The sequence below is a fragment of the Myroides odoratus genome (assembly GCF_001549985.1).
Classification (GTDB): domain Bacteria; phylum Bacteroidota; class Bacteroidia; order Flavobacteriales; family Flavobacteriaceae; genus Flavobacterium; species Flavobacterium odoratum_A.
The window spans coordinates 265718-287059 of the sequence record NZ_LROZ01000003.1; the positions used below are offsets into that span (position 1 = coordinate 265718).

The 21342-nt window shown below is 33.0% G+C and carries 29 protein-coding genes; 15 read left to right on the plus strand and 14 right to left on the minus strand.

Annotated features, from left to right (window positions below; translation table 11 throughout):
- Positions 1 to 108: 108 nt before the first annotated feature.
- The 4 genes from AWV75_RS05700 to AWV75_RS05715 all read right to left on the minus strand — a co-directional run bounded on the left by AWV75_RS05700 (position 109) and on the right by AWV75_RS05715 (position 3137).
- Entirely contained in the window at positions 109 to 330 is a 222-nt protein-coding gene (locus AWV75_RS05700; RefSeq protein ID WP_060873462.1) for a hypothetical protein, read from the minus strand.
- A gap of 62 nt (positions 331 to 392) precedes the next feature.
- Complete coding sequence (locus AWV75_RS05705) at positions 393 to 956, minus strand: TetR/AcrR family transcriptional regulator (RefSeq protein ID WP_013634527.1); 564 nt, start codon at positions 954 to 956, stop codon at positions 393 to 395.
- A gap of 3 nt (positions 957 to 959) precedes the next feature.
- A complete protein-coding gene (locus AWV75_RS05710) occupies positions 960 to 1847 on the minus strand; it encodes a DMT family transporter (protein ID WP_013634528.1) in 888 nt (295 codons plus the stop codon).
- A gap of 72 nt (positions 1848 to 1919) precedes the next feature.
- On the minus strand, positions 1920 to 3137 hold the full coding sequence (locus AWV75_RS05715; RefSeq protein ID WP_060873463.1) for a site-specific integrase: 1218 nt from the start codon (positions 3135 to 3137) through the stop codon (positions 1920 to 1922).
- Positions 3138 to 3609: 472 nt separating this feature from the next.
- Here AWV75_RS05715 and AWV75_RS05720 point away from each other — a divergent pair, with 472 nt between their 5' ends.
- A complete protein-coding gene (locus tag AWV75_RS05720; RefSeq protein WP_060873464.1) occupies positions 3610 to 4230 on the plus strand; it encodes a histidine phosphatase family protein in 621 nt (206 codons plus the stop codon).
- Between the two features lie 7 nt (positions 4231 to 4237).
- Here AWV75_RS05720 and AWV75_RS05725 read toward each other — a convergent pair whose 3' ends face one another.
- Complete coding sequence (locus AWV75_RS05725; RefSeq protein WP_060873465.1) at positions 4238 to 4678, minus strand: Lrp/AsnC family transcriptional regulator; 441 nt, start codon at positions 4676 to 4678, stop codon at positions 4238 to 4240.
- A 114-nt stretch (positions 4679 to 4792) separates the two neighbouring features.
- On the opposite strand from AWV75_RS05725, the gene AWV75_RS05730 reads away from it, so the two are divergent.
- The 4 genes from AWV75_RS05730 (at position 4793) to AWV75_RS05745 (ending at position 7452) form a co-directional block, all read left to right on the plus strand.
- Entirely contained in the window at positions 4793 to 5245 is a 453-nt protein-coding gene (locus tag AWV75_RS05730; protein ID WP_060873466.1) for a carboxymuconolactone decarboxylase family protein, read from the plus strand.
- On the plus strand, positions 5245 to 5673 hold the full coding sequence (locus tag AWV75_RS05735; RefSeq protein WP_060873467.1) for a GNAT family N-acetyltransferase: 429 nt from the start codon (positions 5245 to 5247) through the stop codon (positions 5671 to 5673). Before AWV75_RS05730 ends, AWV75_RS05735 begins: the two co-directional genes overlap by 1 nt.
- Positions 5674 to 5675: 2 nt before the next feature.
- Positions 5676 to 6110 carry an N-acetyltransferase gene (locus AWV75_RS05740; protein ID WP_060873468.1) on the plus strand — a complete coding sequence of 145 codons (435 nt, stop codon included), beginning with the start codon at positions 5676 to 5678 and terminating at the stop codon, positions 6108 to 6110.
- 241 nt (positions 6111 to 6351) lie between these two features.
- Complete coding sequence (locus AWV75_RS05745) at positions 6352 to 7452, plus strand: PD-(D/E)XK nuclease family protein (protein ID WP_060873469.1); 1101 nt, start codon at positions 6352 to 6354, stop codon at positions 7450 to 7452.
- 148 nt (positions 7453 to 7600) lie between these two features.
- Here AWV75_RS05745 and AWV75_RS05750 read toward each other — a convergent pair whose 3' ends face one another.
- The 7 genes from AWV75_RS05750 to AWV75_RS05785 all read right to left on the minus strand — a co-directional run bounded on the left by AWV75_RS05750 (position 7601) and on the right by AWV75_RS05785 (position 13132).
- Positions 7601 to 7852, minus strand: coding sequence for a hypothetical protein (locus tag AWV75_RS05750; protein WP_060873470.1), 252 nt, complete (start codon positions 7850 to 7852; stop codon positions 7601 to 7603).
- Positions 7853 to 8560: 708 nt separating this feature from the next.
- Entirely contained in the window at positions 8561 to 9016 is a 456-nt protein-coding gene (locus AWV75_RS05760) for a hypothetical protein (protein ID WP_156424174.1), read from the minus strand.
- Positions 9017 to 9019: 3 nt separating this feature from the next.
- Positions 9020 to 9934: a relaxase/mobilization nuclease domain-containing protein gene (locus AWV75_RS05765; RefSeq protein WP_060873473.1), complete on the minus strand. Its 915-nt coding sequence runs from the start codon at positions 9932 to 9934 to the stop codon at positions 9020 to 9022.
- A 2-nt stretch (positions 9935 to 9936) separates the two neighbouring features.
- Positions 9937 to 10236 carry a plasmid mobilization protein gene (locus AWV75_RS05770; protein WP_060873494.1) on the minus strand — a complete coding sequence of 100 codons (300 nt, stop codon included), beginning with the start codon at positions 10234 to 10236 and terminating at the stop codon, positions 9937 to 9939.
- 95 nt (positions 10237 to 10331) lie between these two features.
- Positions 10332 to 11282, minus strand: a complete 951-nt coding sequence (locus AWV75_RS05775; RefSeq protein ID WP_060873474.1) for a toprim domain-containing protein — start codon at positions 11280 to 11282, stop codon at positions 10332 to 10334.
- A 218-nt stretch (positions 11283 to 11500) separates the two neighbouring features.
- On the minus strand, positions 11501 to 12736 hold the full coding sequence (locus tag AWV75_RS05780) for a primase-helicase family protein (RefSeq protein ID WP_060873475.1): 1236 nt from the start codon (positions 12734 to 12736) through the stop codon (positions 11501 to 11503).
- A 96-nt stretch (positions 12737 to 12832) separates the two neighbouring features.
- A complete protein-coding gene (locus AWV75_RS05785) occupies positions 12833 to 13132 on the minus strand; it encodes a DUF3853 family protein (protein ID WP_060873476.1) in 300 nt (99 codons plus the stop codon).
- A 128-nt stretch (positions 13133 to 13260) separates the two neighbouring features.
- Here AWV75_RS05785 and AWV75_RS05790 point away from each other — a divergent pair, with 128 nt between their 5' ends.
- From AWV75_RS05790 to AWV75_RS05810, 5 genes are all read left to right on the plus strand, one after another.
- Entirely contained in the window at positions 13261 to 13971 is a 711-nt protein-coding gene (locus AWV75_RS05790) for a helix-turn-helix domain-containing protein (RefSeq protein ID WP_231738013.1), read from the plus strand.
- Positions 13972 to 14134: 163 nt separating this feature from the next.
- Positions 14135 to 15016 (plus strand): helix-turn-helix domain-containing protein, encoded by an 882-nt coding sequence (locus tag AWV75_RS05795; RefSeq protein ID WP_060873477.1) that lies wholly within the window; start codon positions 14135 to 14137, stop codon positions 15014 to 15016.
- A gap of 93 nt (positions 15017 to 15109) precedes the next feature.
- Entirely contained in the window at positions 15110 to 15820 is a 711-nt protein-coding gene (locus AWV75_RS05800) for a siderophore-interacting protein (RefSeq protein WP_060873478.1), read from the plus strand.
- Positions 15821 to 15964: 144 nt separating this feature from the next.
- Positions 15965 to 16165: a hypothetical protein gene (locus AWV75_RS05805; protein ID WP_231738015.1), complete on the plus strand. Its 201-nt coding sequence runs from the start codon at positions 15965 to 15967 to the stop codon at positions 16163 to 16165.
- A gap of 194 nt (positions 16166 to 16359) precedes the next feature.
- On the plus strand, positions 16360 to 16833 hold the full coding sequence (locus tag AWV75_RS05810; RefSeq protein ID WP_060873479.1) for a hypothetical protein: 474 nt from the start codon (positions 16360 to 16362) through the stop codon (positions 16831 to 16833).
- Between the two features lie 236 nt (positions 16834 to 17069).
- Here AWV75_RS05810 and AWV75_RS05815 read toward each other — a convergent pair whose 3' ends face one another.
- A complete protein-coding gene (locus AWV75_RS05815) occupies positions 17070 to 17831 on the minus strand; it encodes an aminoglycoside adenylyltransferase family protein (RefSeq protein WP_060873480.1) in 762 nt (253 codons plus the stop codon).
- A gap of 13 nt (positions 17832 to 17844) precedes the next feature.
- Positions 17845 to 18906 (minus strand): NAD-dependent epimerase/dehydratase family protein, encoded by a 1062-nt coding sequence (locus AWV75_RS05820; RefSeq protein WP_060873481.1) that lies wholly within the window; start codon positions 18904 to 18906, stop codon positions 17845 to 17847.
- A 75-nt stretch (positions 18907 to 18981) separates the two neighbouring features.
- Between AWV75_RS05820 and AWV75_RS18435 the strand changes: the two genes are divergently transcribed.
- The 5 genes from AWV75_RS18435 to AWV75_RS05840 form a co-directional block, all read left to right on the plus strand.
- Complete coding sequence (locus tag AWV75_RS18435) at positions 18982 to 19098, plus strand: DUF4134 family protein (RefSeq protein ID WP_440131125.1); 117 nt, start codon at positions 18982 to 18984, stop codon at positions 19096 to 19098.
- Between the two features lie 124 nt (positions 19099 to 19222).
- The gene (locus AWV75_RS05825) at positions 19223 to 19552 is read left to right on the plus strand and encodes an ArsR/SmtB family transcription factor (RefSeq protein WP_060873482.1); all 330 of its coding nucleotides are present in this window, start codon (positions 19223 to 19225) and stop codon (positions 19550 to 19552) included.
- A 61-nt stretch (positions 19553 to 19613) separates the two neighbouring features.
- Complete coding sequence (locus tag AWV75_RS05830) at positions 19614 to 20066, plus strand: DUF6428 family protein (protein WP_060873483.1); 453 nt, start codon at positions 19614 to 19616, stop codon at positions 20064 to 20066.
- Positions 20067 to 20084: 18 nt separating this feature from the next.
- The gene (locus tag AWV75_RS05835) at positions 20085 to 20699 is read left to right on the plus strand and encodes an arsenate-mycothiol transferase ArsC (protein ID WP_060873484.1); all 615 of its coding nucleotides are present in this window, start codon (positions 20085 to 20087) and stop codon (positions 20697 to 20699) included.
- Between the two features lie 3 nt (positions 20700 to 20702).
- Positions 20703 to 21342: arsenic resistance protein (locus AWV75_RS05840; RefSeq protein WP_369038034.1), on the plus strand; the 640-nt coding region annotated here is incomplete at its 3' end.

Genomic DNA, 21342 nt, shown 5'->3' on the forward strand with positions numbered 1-21342 from the left:
TTCCCAGAACTTTAAAAATATTATTCAGTAATCAAACACGTACTTCATAGGGCGGATACGTAATAACTTTATGTCCTGTCTTTGCACTTATTACCGCTTCGTGAACCCTTAGAAGAAAGATATAGCAATCAGATTAGTTTGTGTACCTCCGGACAGAAAGAAAATTTCAGCTTTAGGATTTTTAATTTTTTCTTTCAGCAAATCTTTTGCTTCTATGGAGTAGTCATCATCTCCATATCCCAATTGCGGAATAAGATTAGTATCTACTAGGCTTTTTAGAATGTTGGGATGTGCCCCTACTGAGTAGTAATTTTTGAAATTATAAGTCATTTTTAAATTTCTATTAGTTGTTATATATCTTAGAGAGAGTTGATCTGTATTGCTGTTTAAAATCAGATTAGTCTGTCAACAATATCTTTAGCTCTACCAATCATTTCTTTGCTTTTCTGAAAACTTGCTGTAACAGTAGCTCCCTCAGCTAGCATATAAATGGTATCTGCCAATTCTTCTTTTGTAAACAGGTCATTTTGAAGCGTGATATCATTTAGCAGTTCCAAAATGTAATCCCTGAATTTCATTTTATTTTTATCAATGATTTCAAATGCTTTCTTGTCATCTTGAGGTACTTCAGCATTGGCTTTAATAAAAGGACATCCTCCGAAACTGCTCTGTGTCTGTCTTTTAATTCGAAAATCAAACAAGCCTAAAATTCTATCTTTAGGATGTTTTATTTTTTTAATGTAACTGTATAATTGCTCAAACCAACGCTCATTGGTTTCTTCTAAGTAAGCATAGAACAATTCGTTTTTTGATTTGAAATGATTATACAGTGAACCTCTTGCAATATCTGCTTCATCAATAATTTGATTGATTCCTGTAGAGTTATAACCTTGTTTGTAAAACAAATCAGCTGCTGTACTCAGAATGTTTTCTCTTACATTGTTTGATGATTTCATGCTTTATTTTTTTAATATATATACACCCAAAAGAATAATTAAAGCCCCCATAATATCTGAAAAAATGATAGGCTCTCCTCCAATAAAAGCTCCTATGATTAAAGCTACAATAGGAGGAATATAGGTTACGGAAGCTGCCTTTACAGCTCCTAATTTATCGATGATAAAATAATAGATAAGAAATGCTAAACCTGTACCTAACAAGCTAAGTCCTACAACGAGTCCTAGTGTTGCTTCTGTATTATTGAAAATATTAGTAATACCATCGTAGGGCGTTATAAGGCATAGAATGGCTGTAGCACCTATAAGTTGATAAGCTGTCAATGCCAAACCCGAAATCTTTAATGGACTAACAATTTTTTTTGCATAAATAAATGATGCTCCTAGACTTATCGATCCTATTATCATATACAAAATCCCTTGCCAAGTAGTATCCGTAATGCTTGCATCAAAAGGTTTTGCCAGAATTATTACTCCTAAAAAGCCAAGTATTAATCCGATAATTTTCCTAAGACTTACTTTCTCTTCATTTAGAAATATCGCAGCTAATACAAAAGAAAATAAAGGAGATGAACCACTTAATGCACCGGCAATACCTGAGTATAATAAATGCGATCCTACTACAAAGCAATAGTAGTAAACGACAGCTGCCAGTAAGGACATTATTATAAAATGATACCAATATTTTAGGTGCTCTTTTTTAAATGATCCTTTTACAAATCCGAATAGTATGATTGGAAACACTGCTAGTACAACACGTAGAAAAACAACTTGTATCGGATTTATATACTGCGTTGCCAATTTCATATAGAGAAAATTACTTCCCCAGATTAACCCTAGACAAACAAATGCCAGATTAGGTAAAAAACTCTTTGCATCTATATTTTTCATTTTGCATCCTTTTGCATCAGCAAAGATAAATGAAATATTAATAGATAGACAAATCTGTCTAAATTTTATTTTTTAAAAAATAAAATTATCTACCGCATTATCTAACTCTTTACTCACGATCTTAGCATATACCTGTGTTTGTCGGATAGAGGAATGGTCAAGTAACTTGGAAACATACTCGATACGCATACCATTGTTTAAAGCATTAGTAGCAAAAGTATGACGGCTCAAATGAAAATGAAGTTTGAAAGGCAATTTGATTTCTTCTCCCATTTTGTCCAGATGTACATCACCCAAACGGATTTTACCCCGAAGCTTTAAACTCTTGAATTGTTCATCGCCAAATATTCTCTCAGGGTTTTCTAATACCGGGAATATAAAAGCATCAGGATTTGAGTTCTTTGGTTTATACTTATTGATGATTTCAACGGCTTTTGTTCCTATCTTGAAAGTATGTTGTTTCTGTGTTTTCTGAATGACTTTGGTAATTTTTTTCGTTTCTTCATTATAGCTTTTCCATTGTAGTAACAGCACATCACTAATTCGCAAACCACCTGCATACACGCTGAACAAAAACATATCCCTATAAACGACAGCGTGAGGCTTCTGGCTTAAAACCAGGTTTTCTAAATCTTCCAATTGTTGCTTGTTGAGGTACTGACGTTCTACATTGCTTTTTGGAATTTTGACTTTCTCAAACGGAGAAACGGCATAAGGTATCAGCTCTTCTTTCATTGCATCGTTATAGAATATCCGAAGGATTTTCAAAGACATATGCGTAGTAGTGTTTCCGTTCTTCAGGGTCTTTTTACAGTAATTGGCATAATCGCCCACTAGTGTAGTATTGATATCCGAAAAGTAAAAATCCCTGTGACCAATAAACTTTTCAAATTTCTTGATGTAGATGTTGTAAATATCCGCAGTACGATAAGAAACAATAGATTTGATTTTCTCTAAACGTCTGTCGCAATAATTAAAGAAGTTAGGATCTTCTTTTCCTTTGATGGCTTCTTTTAGTTTTCGTGCAGAAACAGATTTACGAGTACGCTCCACATCGGCAACCTGAGCCTGTACATCAGCTACTTTCTGAGTTAAGAAAGCATTCATCCTGGCACTGTTCGGATAATTCTTTTTCAGACGTTGTTTTTCATCATCCCATTCACTTGCCTTTGCCTTAACTCCAGTAGTGACAAACTTTGCTTTTCGGTCTTTTATCAAACGGATATGGATAGGACTTTGACCTGTTCCGTCTTCCTGCTGTGTACGAAGTACTAATTTGATTGAAGCCATAAGTTTCGGGATTTAGAATTGTTGTACTACTTTTTGAATCGGGTGCAAAACAATGAAACCATATGTAAATCAATTGTTTCAAAGCGATGCATCGTGATTCTAAGGTACAACATTTAGTACAACATTTAGTACAACAAAACAAGTATTTACTTGCTTTTTTGTGCTTTAATATGCATTTGTAAAAATCATAAATCCTTATTTAATAGGCATTTGAAAGCATTTAGGAATTTCAACATTATAATTTCGTATAACAAGCAGTTTGGCAAAAGAGCGGAGTAACGGCTACGTTGAACGTCTATACATTTTATACCGCCAATGCTGTGAGTATTGGCTTTTTTTACTTAATTTAGCCAACGGCTCACATCATTGGCTACGTTCGTGCAAAACCGAAACTTCTAGCTTCCTTTTCCGCTCCTTCGCCAATGCGTTTCCCGTTGTGTGCAATTTTACAAAATGTATCGTCCTGAAATAAATGACTTTAAAGAAAAACATAATTACAATTCAACACCCCGAATCAGTCCATCATACAAATGGAATGATTGGTTCGTGGACAGATTGGGAACTATCAGAGAAAGGAATTCACGAAGCAGAAAAGATTGCCCGCAATTTAATACCCGAAATTCAGGGCAAGGAATTTTTCATCTATTCATCAACACTTAAAAGAACAAAACAAACGTCAGAAATCATTGGAAATAAACTAAACGCAACTCCGAAATTTACAGATGCTTTGAAAGAAAGAAGTCTTGGAAAAGCTATCGGAAAATCGGTGCAATGGCTCAAAGAAAATATCGAAAAAGAAGAGAAAACCATTTACGACAAATGTTTTAGCGACGCAGAATCGAGGTATGATGTCTGGCAACGGTTGTATCCATTTTATGAGGAAATTTCGAACAATGACGAGGAAAATATCATCATCGTTTCACACGGAGACTCGTTAAGCGTTTTTAATGTAATGTGGCTGGGTTTGAATGTGGAAATGCTCAACACCATTGATTTATATGGAGTAAGCGGTGGTGTTTCTTTTTTACATCAAACCCATACAGGCAAACGCATCATCAAAAGATTAAGCGATACTTCTTATATGAAATTTTGATATAAAATCACCTCAGAACTTTACTCACACTTACTTCAGAAAGCTGTACCGCAGTCGTGGGAATTCCATACGGAATAAGCCTGTCAATAAGATTTTCAAGATGTGAACTATCTTTCAATACGCATTCCATCATCAGGCAATATTCGCCTGTTATTCTTTTGCAGGAAAGAATCTCGTGGAATTGATGCAGATTGGCGGTAAACTGCTTGAACTCATCATTTTTGAATTTCATACTAATGAGTACTTTCAATCCATACCCTAACTTTGTGTGGTCTATTGCCACGTCAAACCCTTTTATCACGCCATTATCCACTAAATTTATAACCCGTTCTTTTGTGGCAGATTGTGAGAGAGAAATTTTTCTTCCAATTTCAGCATAACTCAGCCGAGCATTTTCGGTTAGGATTTGAAGGATCTTATAATCATATTCGTCTAAAATTATTTTCATCGTATAAATGTATTTATAAAATTAAATCCACCAAAATTAGTTAAAATAATCATTAAATCAATTTTTGAAGTGCAGTTAAAATGTCGAATTTTGAAATTATAAATATCTGAAGCAATGACAAGAATTAAATTCTCCTTAAACGGAAATACCGCATTTCAAAAACTGATTGGGCATAATCCTGAAATCCTTAAAAAGTGGAATGCACTGGAAGAAACTGTATGGAACGACACATCGCTGGACAATAATCTGCTGGAACAAATTCGCAGGGCAATGGCTTTTGAAAACGGTTGTGAATACTGTATGGTAAAGGGAGGAAAGCCCGATTTTGACGTATCGCAAATGAAAACTTCAATAGCAGTAGCTTTCGCAGAATTGTTTTGCAAAGACCATCATTCTATATCCGAAGCCCATTTTATGATGCTCCGCAAATATTTTTCCGACAAGGAAATTTCGGAATTATGTACATTTATCGCTTTTGTAAACGCTTCTCAAAAATTGGGGAAAACATTAAATCTGACAGAAGATTATCAGCAAAATGCCGTTATACATTTAAATGAAACGAAGTAATGGAAATAAAAATATTAGATAAGGAAACAGGCAAAAATCTAATCATTCAGAATCAAATCTATGCCCTTTTCAAACAGCTCAGCCCGAATAAAAGACCACTGAATTTCGATGAAATTTTACATCAAAACAATCAGATAGTGCTAATAGCTTGCTTTATAGCAGATAAAGTTGTGGGCATTGCCTCAATGGCAAATTATAGTGTGATTTCAGGAAAAAAAGGCTGGATAGAAGATGTGGTAGTGAGTGAGAATTACCGTGGAATGGGCATCGGACGGAAATTAATTGAAAAACTTCTGGCAATTGCCGATGAAGAGTATTTTACCGAAGTGCTGTTATTTACCGAAGATCATAGAAATGCGGCAATTCATCTGTACGAAAGTCTCAATTTTAAAAGAAAGGAAAGTGATATTTTCGTTTTGAAAAAATAACTATGATAAGAAAAGCAACACACAAGGACATAAAAAAGTTAGCGGAAATTTGGCTCAAAATGTCAATTATTGCTCACGATTTTATCCCCGAAAAGTATTGGACTGATAATAAGTCATTAATGGAAGAGCAATATCTGCCAAATTCGGAAGTTTATCTTGCCGAAAAAGAAGGTTACATTTTGGGCTTTGTGGCTCTCATTGAGAATCATATTGCCTCCATTTTTGTGGATAAAGAACAGCAAGGCAAAGGAACTGGAAGCTTGCTTTTGAATTATGCTAAAGAATTACGTACTGAACTAACTTTAAATGTTTATCAGAAAAACCAAAAAAGTGTAAATTTTTATAAAGCAAAAGGATTTAAGGTTGTAGCGGAAACAATTGATAAACCTACTGGAGAAAAAGAGTTTAAAATGCACTGGAAGAATACGGAGCGATAAAAACTGCACACAACATCGCATTGGCAAAATGGCGGGTTAAGTGCTAAACTCAACTTTTGTGCTTTCTTTGCCGCCGAATGTGTTTCACATTCAGCTTTTTTCCGTAAGTTAGCTTCTGTGAAAACACATCGGCTACGTTCCGTCTAAATTGAACTTTTCGTCCAATTTAGCCGCCACTTCGCCAATGCGTTTCCCGTTGTGCGACAGCATAACTCAACATTCGGAATAATATCAACAGAGAATGAATTATAATCTTTCTATACTTGAAAACTTCTTAAAAGAACATCAAATACCAATCGTAAAAAAGAAACCTCTCACTTTTTTGGGGATTTCGAAACAACCACATTTTGAAAATGTTTGGTCTAATATTTATGCTTTCTTTTTCAATACGATTGAAGAACATAACCTAAATGATTTATTCATAAACAGTCTGCTTGAACTCATTAACGAGAATATTGATTTAAATTTCAGTCTAAAATCATCTTTCGATATTGAAACTGAAGTTGGAACTAACAATAATGGGAGAATTGATATTCTTTTGTCAAATAATAATGAAGCAATTATTATAGAAAACAAAGTTTATCATCATTTAAATAATGATTTAGAAGACTATTGGAATTCAATTTCCCAAACAAATAAAATAGGTGTCATTCTATCTCTTCATAAAGTACCTAAAATTAAACTAATCAATACAAATTTTATCGGAATAACACATTTGGAACTACTACAAAAGGTCGTTTCTAATTTATCCAACTACTTTTCAACGGCTAATGAAAAGTATATAATATTTCTCAAGGACTTTTATCAAAATGTAATTAATACAACAAATCCTATGGATACAGACATCATAAAATTTTTCTATAGAAATCAAGAAGAAATTAACCAAATTTCAGAAGTAAAAAATAGTTTTGTTTCATTTGTTATATCTGAAGTAGAAAAGGCACGAATAAATATTGATGAAAAATTAGAACCATATGGAAGTAGAAATGAACATTTTAGGTACTACCTATGTCCAAATCAAGGCAATTTGATGATTACTATAGTCTTTGGAGAGTTATTTACAGAAAAAAGGGAGTTACTTTTCATAATTGAGCTTCAAAATGAGCTATTAAATCAAAAAGAAAGAATACAAACTATTGAATTTGATAATAAGGAAAAAGAATACATTAAAACCGACTTTTTTAATCAAAAAGGTTCTTGGGCTCATTTTGCAATTCAATTAGTCCGCCCCAATGAGAAAGACATAATTAATTTAAACGATTATATTTCTGAAACAATAAATAACAGCCCAATTTTAGATATTTATAGAAAGGTTAAAGCAAAATTAGTTGACGAAATTTAAAAAAATGCCGATCGCACAACAAGCGGTTTTGCAAAATGGCGAGGTTAAGTCTAAATTGAAAGTTTCTGCTTCGTAATCCGCAAAAGCCAATTTTATTGGCTTTTTTTCTTAATTTAGCAAATAGAAATTGGCTTTTGCTACGTGTCGTCTAAATCGAAACTTTCGTCTTCGATTTCCCGCCACTTCGCAAAGCCGCCGAACCGTTAGCTGTAATTTTAAAAATGACGAAAAGTAAATCCAAAATTATTACAATCTTTTCTATAATATTAATGTTCTTTTTATATATTCTAACTAAATCATATCTAAGAACAATGAATTTTGAAAATTCATTTCTTGTAATTTTGATAGGTTCGATTCCAAATCTAACTGTTGCAATTGGAATATCTTTTGCTTTCTTCATGGATTTTTATAAAGTTAAAACAATAGAAAAATTAAAGAAAACAAATCAATACATAAATTTTTTTATGCTTATTGTATTGTTAATTTTAATCTCCGAAGAATTTTTTCCTTTTTTTTCTGCATCAAAAATTTGTGATAAATGGGATATCATTTTTACGTTAATCGGAATTTCATTTTCTTTTTTCTACAAGTATAAATTAATACAAATTATAAAAAAAGAGATAAAAAACTACAGCTAACATCGCATTGGCAAAATGGCGGGTTTTGTGCTAAAAAGAAAAGTCGGTTTTTTTTATCCGCCGAATGTGTTCACATTCAGCTTTTTTCGTTAAGTTAGCTTTTGTGAAACACATCGGCTACGTTTTGGATTGATTGAACTTTCCGTTCAATTAATCCGCCACTTCGCAAATGCGTTTCTCGTTGTGCGAAATTTTAATCAAACTATGAAAAAGGCTCCAATTAAGGAACCTTCTATAAACTAAATAAACTACCTCGAGGCAAGCCCACGAGGTATTGTTAAAACAAAGTAAGCTGACCAAAATATACTTTCTCATAATCTTTGACTGGCTTACCTTGATTTTCTATATACTTACGTATCACTTCTCTATTTCCATATAAACCTACAGTTTTATACTCAATGAGTTCGTTTACAAACTCAATAGGAGATATTTTGGCGAACACCTCTTCGATAGGCTAGTAATAGCGAACATTACAGGATTATGATTAAAAACGGATATACAATTACTCTTTTAACTTGTTTTATTAACTGTTCTCTTTCATTTATTAATTGCTCACATTCTGACTTCTCAATAGTATTCTTAACAGCTAAATACATAGAAAATCCTGTTGTTAAAAGTAAAAAGATATTTAAGACAATCAAGTACAACAACCTTTTAGAACTAACACCCTTATGAACTTTTAAAAGCTCCTCATTATTTTTTGTTATCTCTCGATTAAATTGTTTGAAGTCATCCTGTAATCGTTGTCGTTGTTCTTTTTCTATCTGTCGGAGTTCCGCAACATTTACTGTTACTTTGATATTGCTCAATTCTTTGATTGTTTCTAAATGAGTTTTTTTGCTTTGTTTTATCGTGTGTTCTAATTGTATGACTTGCTGAAGTAATAATTCAGTTATATCTGTCAGCTTAGGTTGGTTCTTTGCCATCATTTATCTTTTTAATGTTCTTCGTTTTCGTTTTTTCTGTTCATCATCTTCGTCGTTACAGCCATACTGAAAAGCTGATAGCAGACTAAATAAAACAGATGTATCTGTTTTCCAATTTTGCATTTGAGGTTCGAATCTTTCTTGATTGATAAAAAATTTTTCAACTTCATCCTTAGGCTCTGTACTTATTGTATTTTTAAATAAGTCATTAAGCTTCATATTTCGGTCTACTTCACTTGCTTTTAGGTTTGTACCTGTTGGCAAATGAATAAACCGATACCCTTGAATATTCCCCTGTTTATTAATGGTAGGCTTAACCTCAATCTCTTTTTCCAGCATTAAGCGAATGTATTGTTGTAAATCTTTTGGCTTCTGCTTTAAAACCTCTCTGTGAGCTGTTTTAATAGTATTTTTAGCAATTAAATTAGTGTTGTTAGCTCTTTGCATCTTGTTCTCGTTTTCTTGCCTTATAGAAGTCCATCCGTATTTAAGTGCTATTTCGTGAGCTACCCTTTGAGCTTCAAAACCAATGTAATTATCCTTTAAAGCTTTTCCGTTTTCATCTATGCGATTGGCGATGATGTGAATATGCTTGTGCTCTTTTTCTGTATGAACAAAAGCAATATATTGAGCTTTGATAGGATCGATTTGTAAACCGAGTAAAAACTCAACCGCTAATGCTCGTAAATCTCTATCACTCATTTTTTGACTATCTGCAATAGTTGGAGATATAACAGCCGATATTGTGTTGTTTTTACATCTGCTGTTTTGATTTTGTAATATCTGCATCGTTTGAAACATATCTTTCGGAGTTTCCCCCGAAAGATTGTTTCTCAAGAGTTCATATCCTTTTTTAGAATCAATTACGTAATTGAATAATGCTGTGCCACCAACACAAGATTTTGCTTTAGCTATCATAATTACAGCAGTTTTTGTAAGTGAGTCCGAATTAGATTGGCAGTTTCAATGGTATGCTCTTTAACTCCTGTTGTATCACCAAGTTTAAAAAGGTTGCTTATTCGCCTAAAATTATCAGCGTATTTGTTGAGCAGTTTGTAAACTTCTACTTCTTCAGGAGTTAATTTATAGGCTAAAGAATAGTCAAGAGCTATATTTCGGATGTATTCCGAAACACTACAACCCACTTTTTCTGCTTTGTTTTTTATGATTAGAGCTTCTGTAAGAGTAACTCTAAATTCTATCTTCTTTGTTTTTTTCATCGTCTTACCCATTTTGCGACCTTCGGGAGAAAAACGAGTGATCTTTGGCTGTCAAATTTCCAATTTGTAAGGACAAAGACACATCTCGATAATTCTCACGTCAAATCATTGCGGTTAATAGTTAGTAAATAATCATTCAAGTCTTTGTGATTCTCGTACATTTTGCGTCCATCAAAAGCGTTTTGATACGCCTGTACAACTTTTAGAGTTGCATTATCTCCAGCTTTATCATTGTCGAAACAACAAATAATTCTTTCATACTTTAATTCTTTGTACAAAGCATTATTGATACTTTTATCCATTTGTACATTGATACATTTATACAATTCCCCATTTGTACATTTGTACAAATAATTATTTGGTGTTTTAATTATTGTATTATTCAGCATTGATACAGAATTAAGAATCAAAAAATCATATTGCTTTTCTGCATTTGAATAAAGGGTTAAAAAGCTTATATAATCACTCCAAGATTCAAACAAGACAATATTTGTACTTTTGTTATCAAAGTAGGTCACTGCCTTTTTCCCAAGACACATTTTTACATACTTGTTTCTTAGTTCAAAACCTCCTAACTCATTTTGAAAACCAACAGCGTAATACGATTTGTTGTTTAGGGTATAATGCACCTCTTTACAATAATTTTGAGCCATTTTAAGGCTAAGATTACGCTCGTTGACATATTGTATCAAGTTTGGGTGCGTTAGTGGCTTAATCGCTCGAATTGTATATATTGGTTCTTGAATAATGTTAGAACTCACAATAATTGGCTGATGAAAAGAAAAAGAATCGTTTTTAAGTAATTCTAAAGCTGATTTAATATCACAATTATTGTACTTCATCACAAAATCAAGCGTTGTTCCTCCAAATCCCTCTGCGTGGTCATAAAACACATTCTTATCAATATTCACTTTAAATGATGCTGTTTTCTCTGTTCTAAAGGGACTTAAATACCACCAATCAATTCTCGTCGTTTTTGTTGGACTGTAACCTAACTTTTTAAGTAAGCCTGTTAGGCTAATTTGTTTAGCTAATTCACAATTCATACGTTTTAAAATAGTCGGGTTAAAAATCTGTTTTTTTTGATGCAATGATGCAGAAAGGTGTTAATCAATTGTAGTTCAATAAAATACTCTGCATCACTCTTGCATCACTGCATCAAACTCATTTTGTTTCTTGCATCACTCTTGCATCAAACTTGACGTATTTTTAGTTTGATGCAAACTTTGATTCAGTGTAACTTATTATTAAACAATGACTTAGTCTATTCTTGCATCATTGCATCAAATATTTTATAGAATAAATCTTTTTTAATGATGTAATAACGTCCTCTACGTTCTATTTTAACAAATTCTCCGTGAGATAAAAGCTCTATTCCTTGATATGATTTTGTGTTGTTTTGAGGGGCAAAATCCCATTTCTTTAAAGTTTTTCTTATTTCACTAGCAGATATAATTAGTTTAGGATTTGTCTTACGCAATAACAAGAGTAAATCATTAGGAGCTAAGCAAATTTCATCCTCGTCAATCTTTTCAAAGCACAGGTTTAAAAGTTCTAAAAGCGAAACCTCTATTTTGTTTTTACTAATTAGCTTTAAAAGAGAAGCTGTAAGTATCTGTTTAGGTGTAAACCACATTCGGGTTTGTTGCGTAGTGTAATAAGGTCGTAGAAGTAAGTATTTAATAAAGTAAGGAACTTCACTTGTGAGCTTCTTGATAAAGTGAACGTCTTCTACTTCAATAGGTTTAATCTTTCGAATCCAAAAACGTATTTCTTCTTCGTCTATCTGAATAAAATCATCTTCATTATTAGAGCAAAGAATAAACTTGGCAAAAAACTCTATTTCTTGCCTATCTTTTCCCTTTGCTTCAACTTTGTCTTTATCAGTGGTAGAAAGGTACTTTAAACGCTCTGTAATCTCTTTCTTATCAAAGAATACTTCATCTATGGCAACTAATAACATACTTGCCCAATCAGCGTTAAATTGAGAGCCAAAAGAATCTCCTTTGATATAAGTCATATTTAGTCCAAAGATATTTTTAAGCCATTTGATAAAAGAGCTTTTTCCTGTCGCACGTTCTTTACTAACAAGACACAATATTGGTAAGGTTTGCGTTGGCTTCTCATACAATAGCTTTAGATAGTCCAAACCATATTCATACTGTTCACTTCCAAATATGTGTTTTACAAAGTGTAGTGAGTTTGGAATCAATTGTTCTAATTCAGTTAGGCTAAAGTTTTCTTCTATTGGTTTCATATTTAATTCGTTATAAGTATTAAAAAAATTTTCTACGATTGGTTGATAATTAAGATGGTCTGGAATACAACAAAAGCCATCTAATTTTAAGACGTTCTCTAAGTAGGACTTCCCGTGATCTGATATAATCGTTTCACGAGTCCAACGCACCATTACTTTAACTTTATCGCCTGATATCAAAGGTTTTTCGATGATTTTAAAGTAAGCAGTTCCTACTCGGATATAGGGTATATCTAAGCTCATATTTACTTGTGTTTTAATAATCCTTATCTTTACACGATAAGGATTGAGTTATATATTAATCAGAGATTAAGGGACGATTTGCGGAAGTTGTCCCTTTTATTTTTTAGCGAATAGTTCCAATGCTAAGTCAGCATCGACTATAATTTTTCTACCTCTTTGGATAATCGCTTTTTTTATATGACCTTCTTTCTTAATTTTATTAGCAGTAGTAATACTGCACCCAAATAGGTCTGCTATACCACGTATTCCGTAAACATAACGCTTTGTGGATTGTTGCGTTTCTTGTGGAGAATTAAGCTCTTTAAACTCTTTTATAGATACTGTTTGTAATAACTGTAAAAGTTCTTCTCCTGTCATTTGCCAAACTGGCTTTTCTTTTAACTGATTTAAATACATAGTTTTAGTTTTTAAATTATACGATTTTGTGATGTTCGAACAATTCAAAACTATCTGTAAATTTCTGTGGAAATGTGTGGGATTTGATAAAAAAACAAAATGCATACAATTAATAATCAATCAATTGTATGCATTTGCTTATTCATGCTAAGATAAAAGTGGATTTGGTAGAGCACACAATTCAAAGAGGCAGTTTGATAAGTTTGGTACCTAATGCTATTGTTTATCCTATAACGGTTTCTGAGGATATAGAAATCCATTCTTTACTGTTTTCTTTTGATTTTATAACGACATCTGTTTCTCTTTTTAAGACAACGTTATTAGAAACACTCAGGCAACAATATGTTATTGATTTGGATGACACACAATTGGAATTATTAGGGGACCTTTATCAAACGACAAGTAAGTATCATTATTCAGCGCACCCAATTGCTGAGGTACAGACGCATTTATTTAGTGCCTTGCTTTTAGAAATTCAAGGTGTTTATGTACATGCGAGTAAGAATACCAAGGCTGAGTCGCGTTATGAGTACCTAACCAAGCTTTTCTTTGCCTTGTTATATAAGCACTTTAAAGCAGAGCGCTCTCTTCAATTCTATGCAGATCAATTATGCGTAACTCCTCAGCACCTATCTACCGTGATTAGAACGGTAACTAAGCACACCCTCTCTTATTGGATAAGCGAGATGGTAATCTTGTATAGTAAATCGCTGTTAAAAACAACAAGCTTAACAAGCAAAGAAATTGCGGCTGAATTAAACTTTGCAGAACCTACGTTATTTAGTCGTTTTTTTAAGAAGAATACAGGAATGACACCTAATGAGTATCGTAAGGAGTAGGATAAAAGTAGATTTAGTTAAAAGGAAATAATTTCCTACAGGAAGCGATCGGATCACTTCGTTTGTTATAGATAGTAATCAAAGAATGATTACGCTCGTTCTAACAACATAACTTTCATTATACAAAAGTTATACCTTAGTACTCCATTTGAATACACGAACCATGTCCAAAAGAACCAACCACATTCCCTTAAATCCTATCTCCCATGCTTTTTTTGAAGGAATTCACTTGGGTACTGCTTCAACAGAAGAACTGCAAGAATTAAATGCAGCGCTGGAAGCGACTAACGAAGGTATCGTTCAACCCCATCGGGATGACCATCATTTTTTTATTGTATTAGAGCATGGAGAGGCTTGTATTGAAGTTGATTTTGTACGCTATACGCTTCAACAAGGAACTATTATTTATATTCATCCGGGGCAAGTTCACCATTTACTTTCCTTTCATGAGGCTAGAATTCACTTTTTGGCTATCGATACAGAACATATACAAGAAAACTATCTGTCTGTTTTACAGGATAATATTCCACTTATTCCCTTACAAGTAGAAGCACAAGATGTATTGCTTTTAGTAGACACTTTACGATTGTGTACTCAATTTGCTGAACACAAAAATGAGAAATTCTATTTTTCTTTTTTACAACATGGGTGTAATGCCTTTATAGGTTTGGTACTTTCGGCTTATTTTAAGAAGATAAAACAAGAGATTAAATCTTCTCGTTACGAGATTGTAACCAAAGCCTTTAAAGCCAAATTAGAAGAACAATTTGAACAACATAAAAGTCCAACATATTATGCGGAGCAGCAAAATTTATCTGTTGCCTATTTAAACGAATGCATAAAAAACACAACTGGACACCCGGTTTCTTACCATATTCAACAGCGTATTGTTCTACAAGCCAAACGCATGCTTCGCTATTCCAATCAAACCGTAAAGGAGATTGCCTTTGCCTTAGGGTATGAAGATTATCCGTATTTTACCCGCTTGTTTAAAAAGGTAGTAGGCGTAAGTGCTGTAGCTTTTCGAAATAAAAACAGCGAATAGTCCAATACTTACATTTGTTTGGTATTGGCTAAAAAAGGAATCTGTTGTTGTTTTGCTTTTATAAAATAAAGAGCGAATAAACAACGTAATATCATGATTTCAACCTTACCAAAATGGGTGAGTAGTATTTTTGGAAATGCACTACGTCCCAATATGAAGATTATAGAAGTAACCTATTTAAGTACAGCTATTAAACAAATTCGATTTAAAGGAGATATCTCCAAATGGAATTTTCAAGCAGGTTATGCGAATGTAATTCGAATCAATGATACTGAATTTAGAAATTACACCGTAGCGGCTTATAATCTAGAGGAGAGCACGTTTGACATGATTTTTAATCTTCACGGTCACGGTGTTGGAAGTGATCTTCTAGCTACTTTGCAAGTTGGCGATGAACTATTCATTACGCTGCCCCGAGGTAAGAAACTCTATGAATCTTTTGTCGAACAACAACTGTTTTTTGGTGATGAAACCTCTTTGGGATTGGCTTGTTTCTTATTGCCTCTTTTCAAACAAAACAAACATCGTTTTCATTTTTATTTTGAATTAAATGCTTCTAATCTGGAAGTTCCACAAAACTTGGGATTAGAAAACTATACCCTCGTACCAAAAACCAATGCATTTAAAGAGTCTACCTGGATTGAAAGCTTGTCATTTTTTCAAGATCCGAATTGGGTAAACGCCAATTTTATTCTCACGGGTAATGTCAATAGTATACAGCAAATAAGAAAAACCTTAAAAGCTAAAAAAGCAGGAAGAATCTGTTTTCAAGGATATTGGTTAGAAGGAAAAAAAGGGTTATAAACCTTGTTTTTAATTGAATTGATCTAGAGTTACTTCGAGCCAACACCACTATTAATTACGATTCCTCTTAGCTGTAGAAATAGTAATTGTGTTTCATACATTTACTAGACTTTCTATTTTGATACCTATTTAATTGCTGATTATATGAATATCGAAAAAATCACTTCGAGCATAAAAAATAAAAGGCTAATTGAAAGCCCAATCGAAATGGATTTCATTGAATTTAAAAATTGGTCAAATAACACATTAGAATTTACTTGTGATAAGTTTATGCAATGGGATGAACATTATTTGCTGGAATATCATGACCATACTGAAACTATAAATATAAAAAACGTCATGTAGCAAGGGTTTGGCGTAATGATGGGGTAAGGCTAAAATTTAAATAATCGGCATTCTATTCCGCAAAAAGTAATTATATTTCCTTTTTTATAAATTTATTCAATTAATTGGTTCTTGCTCTAAGTAGTGCTGAATTAAAACTTTTATTTTTAATCCCCACTGCTTTGCAGAGCTATCATAACAGAACACGCAAAGAAATGACAATAGTAAAATTCAGAGCATGGGAATTCATTGTTGACAAGGAATTGACAAAAATGACGTACGACAAAGTCCCTAGTGGTAGTCCTGAAGGTTGTGATTGTAATGACTGTAAAAATTTTGTAAACAGCAGAGAAACAATTTATCCTGAAGAAATTAAAAAATTACTAACTGAGATTGGAGTTGATTATAAAAAAGAAAGTGTAATTTGTCATTACTGTCGACAAGATGATGGGCTTCATCATTATGGAGGCTGGTTTCATTTTAAAGGCCAATTTAAAGGTAAAGATTGTAATGTTCCAATCGGTTCTAATTGTTTCACCTTTGACTTAACACCAATAAATGACAAATTCAGTATTGGTTTTCATTATGACAGTGCTTTGACTTTTTTTGATAAAAAAGAGAATCTAGTCCAAATTGAATTTGAAGCCAAAATCCAGTGGACAATTGACAAAGAACTAGAGAGTGAATAAGTGGCCTATACATTGACAGCATATTGATAAAACGCAAAATCCTTTTCTTCTTCTTCAAAATCAACTATTTAATAGGGTTTTTATTTTAGAATCAAACGATTCCAATCCTATTCAACGGCTTGCTTCTTAAAAGCACTATCGTAAGTCTTTCTAATTCTTTTCATAAGTCAAAGATAAGTTTTTATGTTTAACTCTTTGTTCAGACTAAGTTAGCAAGTCCAATTCTTTAGAAAAGCTTATTTAATTCGTGTTAGTATAAAATCAGCAAACTGATGTAATACAGCTACATCTGTATTTAGAGGACTCTTATTTACTCCTAAATAAACAGCTTTAGCCTGAGCAAGTAAAGGCGTAAACTCATCAGGTGCAATAGGTAGTATATAATCAACTGCTTTGTCTTTTGAGATTACTTCACCCGTTTGAACAGAATAATACATTCTACAAAGGGTAAGGATCACATTCACCTCGTCGTCTTCTATTTCATTGATTATGTTGGGTAATGAGGCTAAAATTGCTTTTTTAAACACCATATCTGAGATAATAGGGAGTACCTCAATAGCTCCTTTTCCATATAAGGTTATGCTATTTAACCGTACTTTTCTAAGTAAGATAGTAAGATCTTCATCCTTTACATTCTCAGGGATATACCCATTGCTATATTCTTCTCTTAACCACTCCCCATACTGAAACTCTCTGTGTAAGGGAAATGCTAACTTCCTTAATTCTGATTGGTTGATAATGGTCACTTCCATATATCGCTTCCCTTGATTATTGTCAATTTCTCCTGATAATACGAGTAATTGTTCTATGAGGATTCTTTTAATTTCTGGAGATAAAGCTTGATTAACAATAACGAAAAGATCAAGGTCACTTTTGGGTTTTAATCCTCCTAGTACATAAGAGCCATAGAGGTAAATCCCTTGAAGAGTTTCCCCTAAAGTATCGATAAGAAATGCTGTGGTTTGGGTAACTTGAAGCGGTAAAGATGGGTTATTCATTTTTTTGATTCATTCATTTGGATAATACTAAGTCTTCTTTCTCATAATCAAATTGCTTAAAGGGATAAGCGGCTAATTGAGGAAAATGGGTCTCCCAATTCTCAGTACTAAAGCGAGAGAGCCATTGAATATAAGCTTTGCTATCTTCTTGATAACTGCCGAGTTCTAATCCAACATGATGTAATAGTTGCTCACTATAGCTTGTATCTAAGGTAAAAGGAGCTGCTACTGACCAAGGGCTAAAACCGATAAAAAGATCGCTAGATTCAATAGCAGGATAAGTAACAAACTCAGCTCTATAAGCTAATTGATCGGCAATGAATTCTCCTATTTCCTTTACCGTTAAGATAGACTGATCTGCCACGTTTACTATTTGATATGCTTTATTTCCAATACAGGCCCATATTACCTTGGCTATATTCTGTGTGGATGAGGTATGAAAAGTGCTTTCTCCCTTAAACTTTAGTGGTATATAAGGTCTTTTATCTAGTACTCTTTTGACAAACCACCACTCTCTGGGATGATGAGAACAAATGCCATATATCGCACACGGGCGTAAAATAGTAACGGGTTTATTACTGTGTTTTAAAAAGTATTCCTCCATCGCTATTTTATGTGTAGAGTAGGTGGTATCACCTGCTTGCACTGTAGGGGTATCTTCTTTTATTGGCAAAGGAAAATCTGGAAACCCAGTTACACTAGCTTCATCTAAAGTTCTACCACTACTATCTTTATATACGCTTGAAGAAGAAAGAACAATATATTGACCAATGTGTTTTTGAATAGAGAGTATTTGCTTCGCGTCTTTTGCTGTAAAGGCAAGTAAATCAACAAGTAGAGCTGGTTGTATACTAGCGATTTGGATTAAGGTATTGTCATCTTCTTTTCTGCCATATATAGGTTTTATATTAGGTATAAACGCAAGTGATTCTTTCTCTAGTAGTGAAAGAAAAGAATCGAAAGAGTATTTACTTCTACACAAAAGATAGACTTCCCAATTTCGCTGTACAAAAAAATTAGTGATCGCATAGCCTATTTGGCCTGTACCCCCTATAAGAACAATCTTTTTTTTCATTGTATTTAATTCGATAAATAGTTTCTAAGGTTTGATTATTCCATGTATTTAGCTAAGATAAAATAAGAAATCCAGATAGTCACTTCTTATTTTGATTTAACCACTACACTTAGTTATGCTATTGGAGCTGTAGTAGGTTTTATTGGAGAGTTAAAGGTGTATAACAAATTTTCTATTTTAGTATGCCTTTAAAACTACTAGTAATCTATTTTTTAATGGATTATTCAATGCGCGATTGTTTTAAAATAATATAAAAAACACTTTGTCAGTTTAAATATACATCGTAATATTGCGATGTATATTTAAGTATAAAACAATGGGAGTAACAAAATCAGAATTATTTAGTGATAAAAAGAATAGATTGTCGCTTATGTTTAAGGTTTTAGGGCATCCAGCAAGACTTGCCATTCTTCAGTATATTATCAATCAAGATGCTTGTATTTGCAATGATTTGGTAGAAGAACTTGGATTAGCTCAAGCCACTATTTCTCAGCACTTAAAAGAGCTTAAAAATAGTGGACTTATAAAAGGGACTATTGAGGGTAAATCCGTTTGTTATTGTATTGACAATGTAGCTTGGAATGAATTCTTCAAGGAGTTTGAATTCTTCTTCGCTCAAAAAATACAATCAAAGGATTGCTGTTAATATTTTTTATTCAACATCATCGTGATATTACGATATTAAAATAATTTAAAACAGATAAAATATGAAATTATCAGAAGTAAAAGTAGTGTTAGAAAAATTAGATCGAGTAGATTTTCAATTTGAAGATGGGACGTTTGTAGCAGAACACTTCCATGTAACAGAAGTAGGTCAAGTGACAAAGAAATTTATCGACTGCGGAGGAACAATAAGAGAAGAGGTTAAAGTAAGCTTTCAATTGTGGAATGCAGATGATTATCAGCACCGTTTAAAAGCTGGTAAATTGCTTAATATTATTCGATTATCAGAAACAAAATTAGGTATTGTTGATGCGGATATTGAAGTAGAAGTTCAAGGTAAAGAAACAATAGGAAAGTATTTCTTAGAATTTAATGGAACTCACTTTCTATTAAAAAATACATTGACTGCTTGTTTAGCTGAAGATGCTTGTGGAATTACACCAAGTGATCAGGTAAATCAAACTAGTTGTTGCGATTCTAACGCTGGATGTTGTTAATCTTAAAAAAGGTAAAAGATGTATAAAACATTATCAACTACAATTAGTATTATGCTTGAATCAAGAGTGATAACTAATCATAGAAAAGAAGTTTTAGCTCCTTTACTGGCATACATTCAAGCTAAGGTTGATTCAAAATCTCCAATTCGAATCAATTTTATCTGTACACATAATTCAAGAAGAAGTCATTTGACTCAGATTTGGATGCAAGTAGCGGCTAGTTACTATGGTATTCCAAATGTTACTTGTTATTCAGGAGGAACCGAACAAACAGCTATGTATCCCATGGTTGCTACAGTTCTGAAAGAACAAGGGCTTGATGTATTTAAAATTGCAGAAGGAGAAAATCCTATTTATGCGATAAAGTATGGGGATAATGAAGTTCCTATTATTGGTTTTTCTAAGAAGTACGATGCCGCTTTTAATCCAAGTAGTGATTTTGCAGCGGTAATGACTTGTTCACAGGTGGATGAGGGCTGTCCTTTTATAGCAGGTGCTGAGCGCAGAATCCCTATTACATTTGAGGATCCGAAGGTATTTGATGGAACGGAAAACCAGCAAGTAGGATATTTTAATCGAAGCCTTGAAATTGCAAGTGAAATGTTTTACATCGTATCACAAATTAAAAAGTAAGTTATGCAAGTTAGAATGAAATTTTTAGATCGATACTTAACCCTTTGGATTTTCTTGGCGATGGGGATTGGTGTTTTGATTGGAAATGTATTTCCAAGTGTTTCTAATGTGATGGATAAACTGTCTATTGGAACGACCAATATTCCGTTAGCTATAGGATTAATCATCATGATGTATCCTCCACTGGCAAAGGTTGATTATAATCTATTACCATTGGCTTTTAGGGATAAAAAAGTCTTAGGTTTATCTCTTTTCTTAAACTGGATTGTAGGACCTGTTTTAATGTTTGTTCTGGCTATTATTTTCATGCGTGATGAGCCTGATTATATGGTAGGGTTGATCCTTATTGGTTTAGCCAGATGTATTGCCATGGTGATTGTATGGAATGATTTAGCAAAAGGTAATCGAGAATATGCAGCCTTACTGATTGCATTAAATAGTGTTTTCCAGGTGCTGTTTTATAGCTTCTTTGTTTGGCTTTTTATCAACGTATTACCTTCTTATTTTGGATTTGCTGATTATGCTATTTCAATTAAGATGAGCGATGTTATACAAAGTGTGCTTATTTATTTAGGAATTCCATTTTTAGCAGGTTTTTTAAGTCATAAGTATCTCATTAGAATAAAAGGAGAAGCTTGGTTTA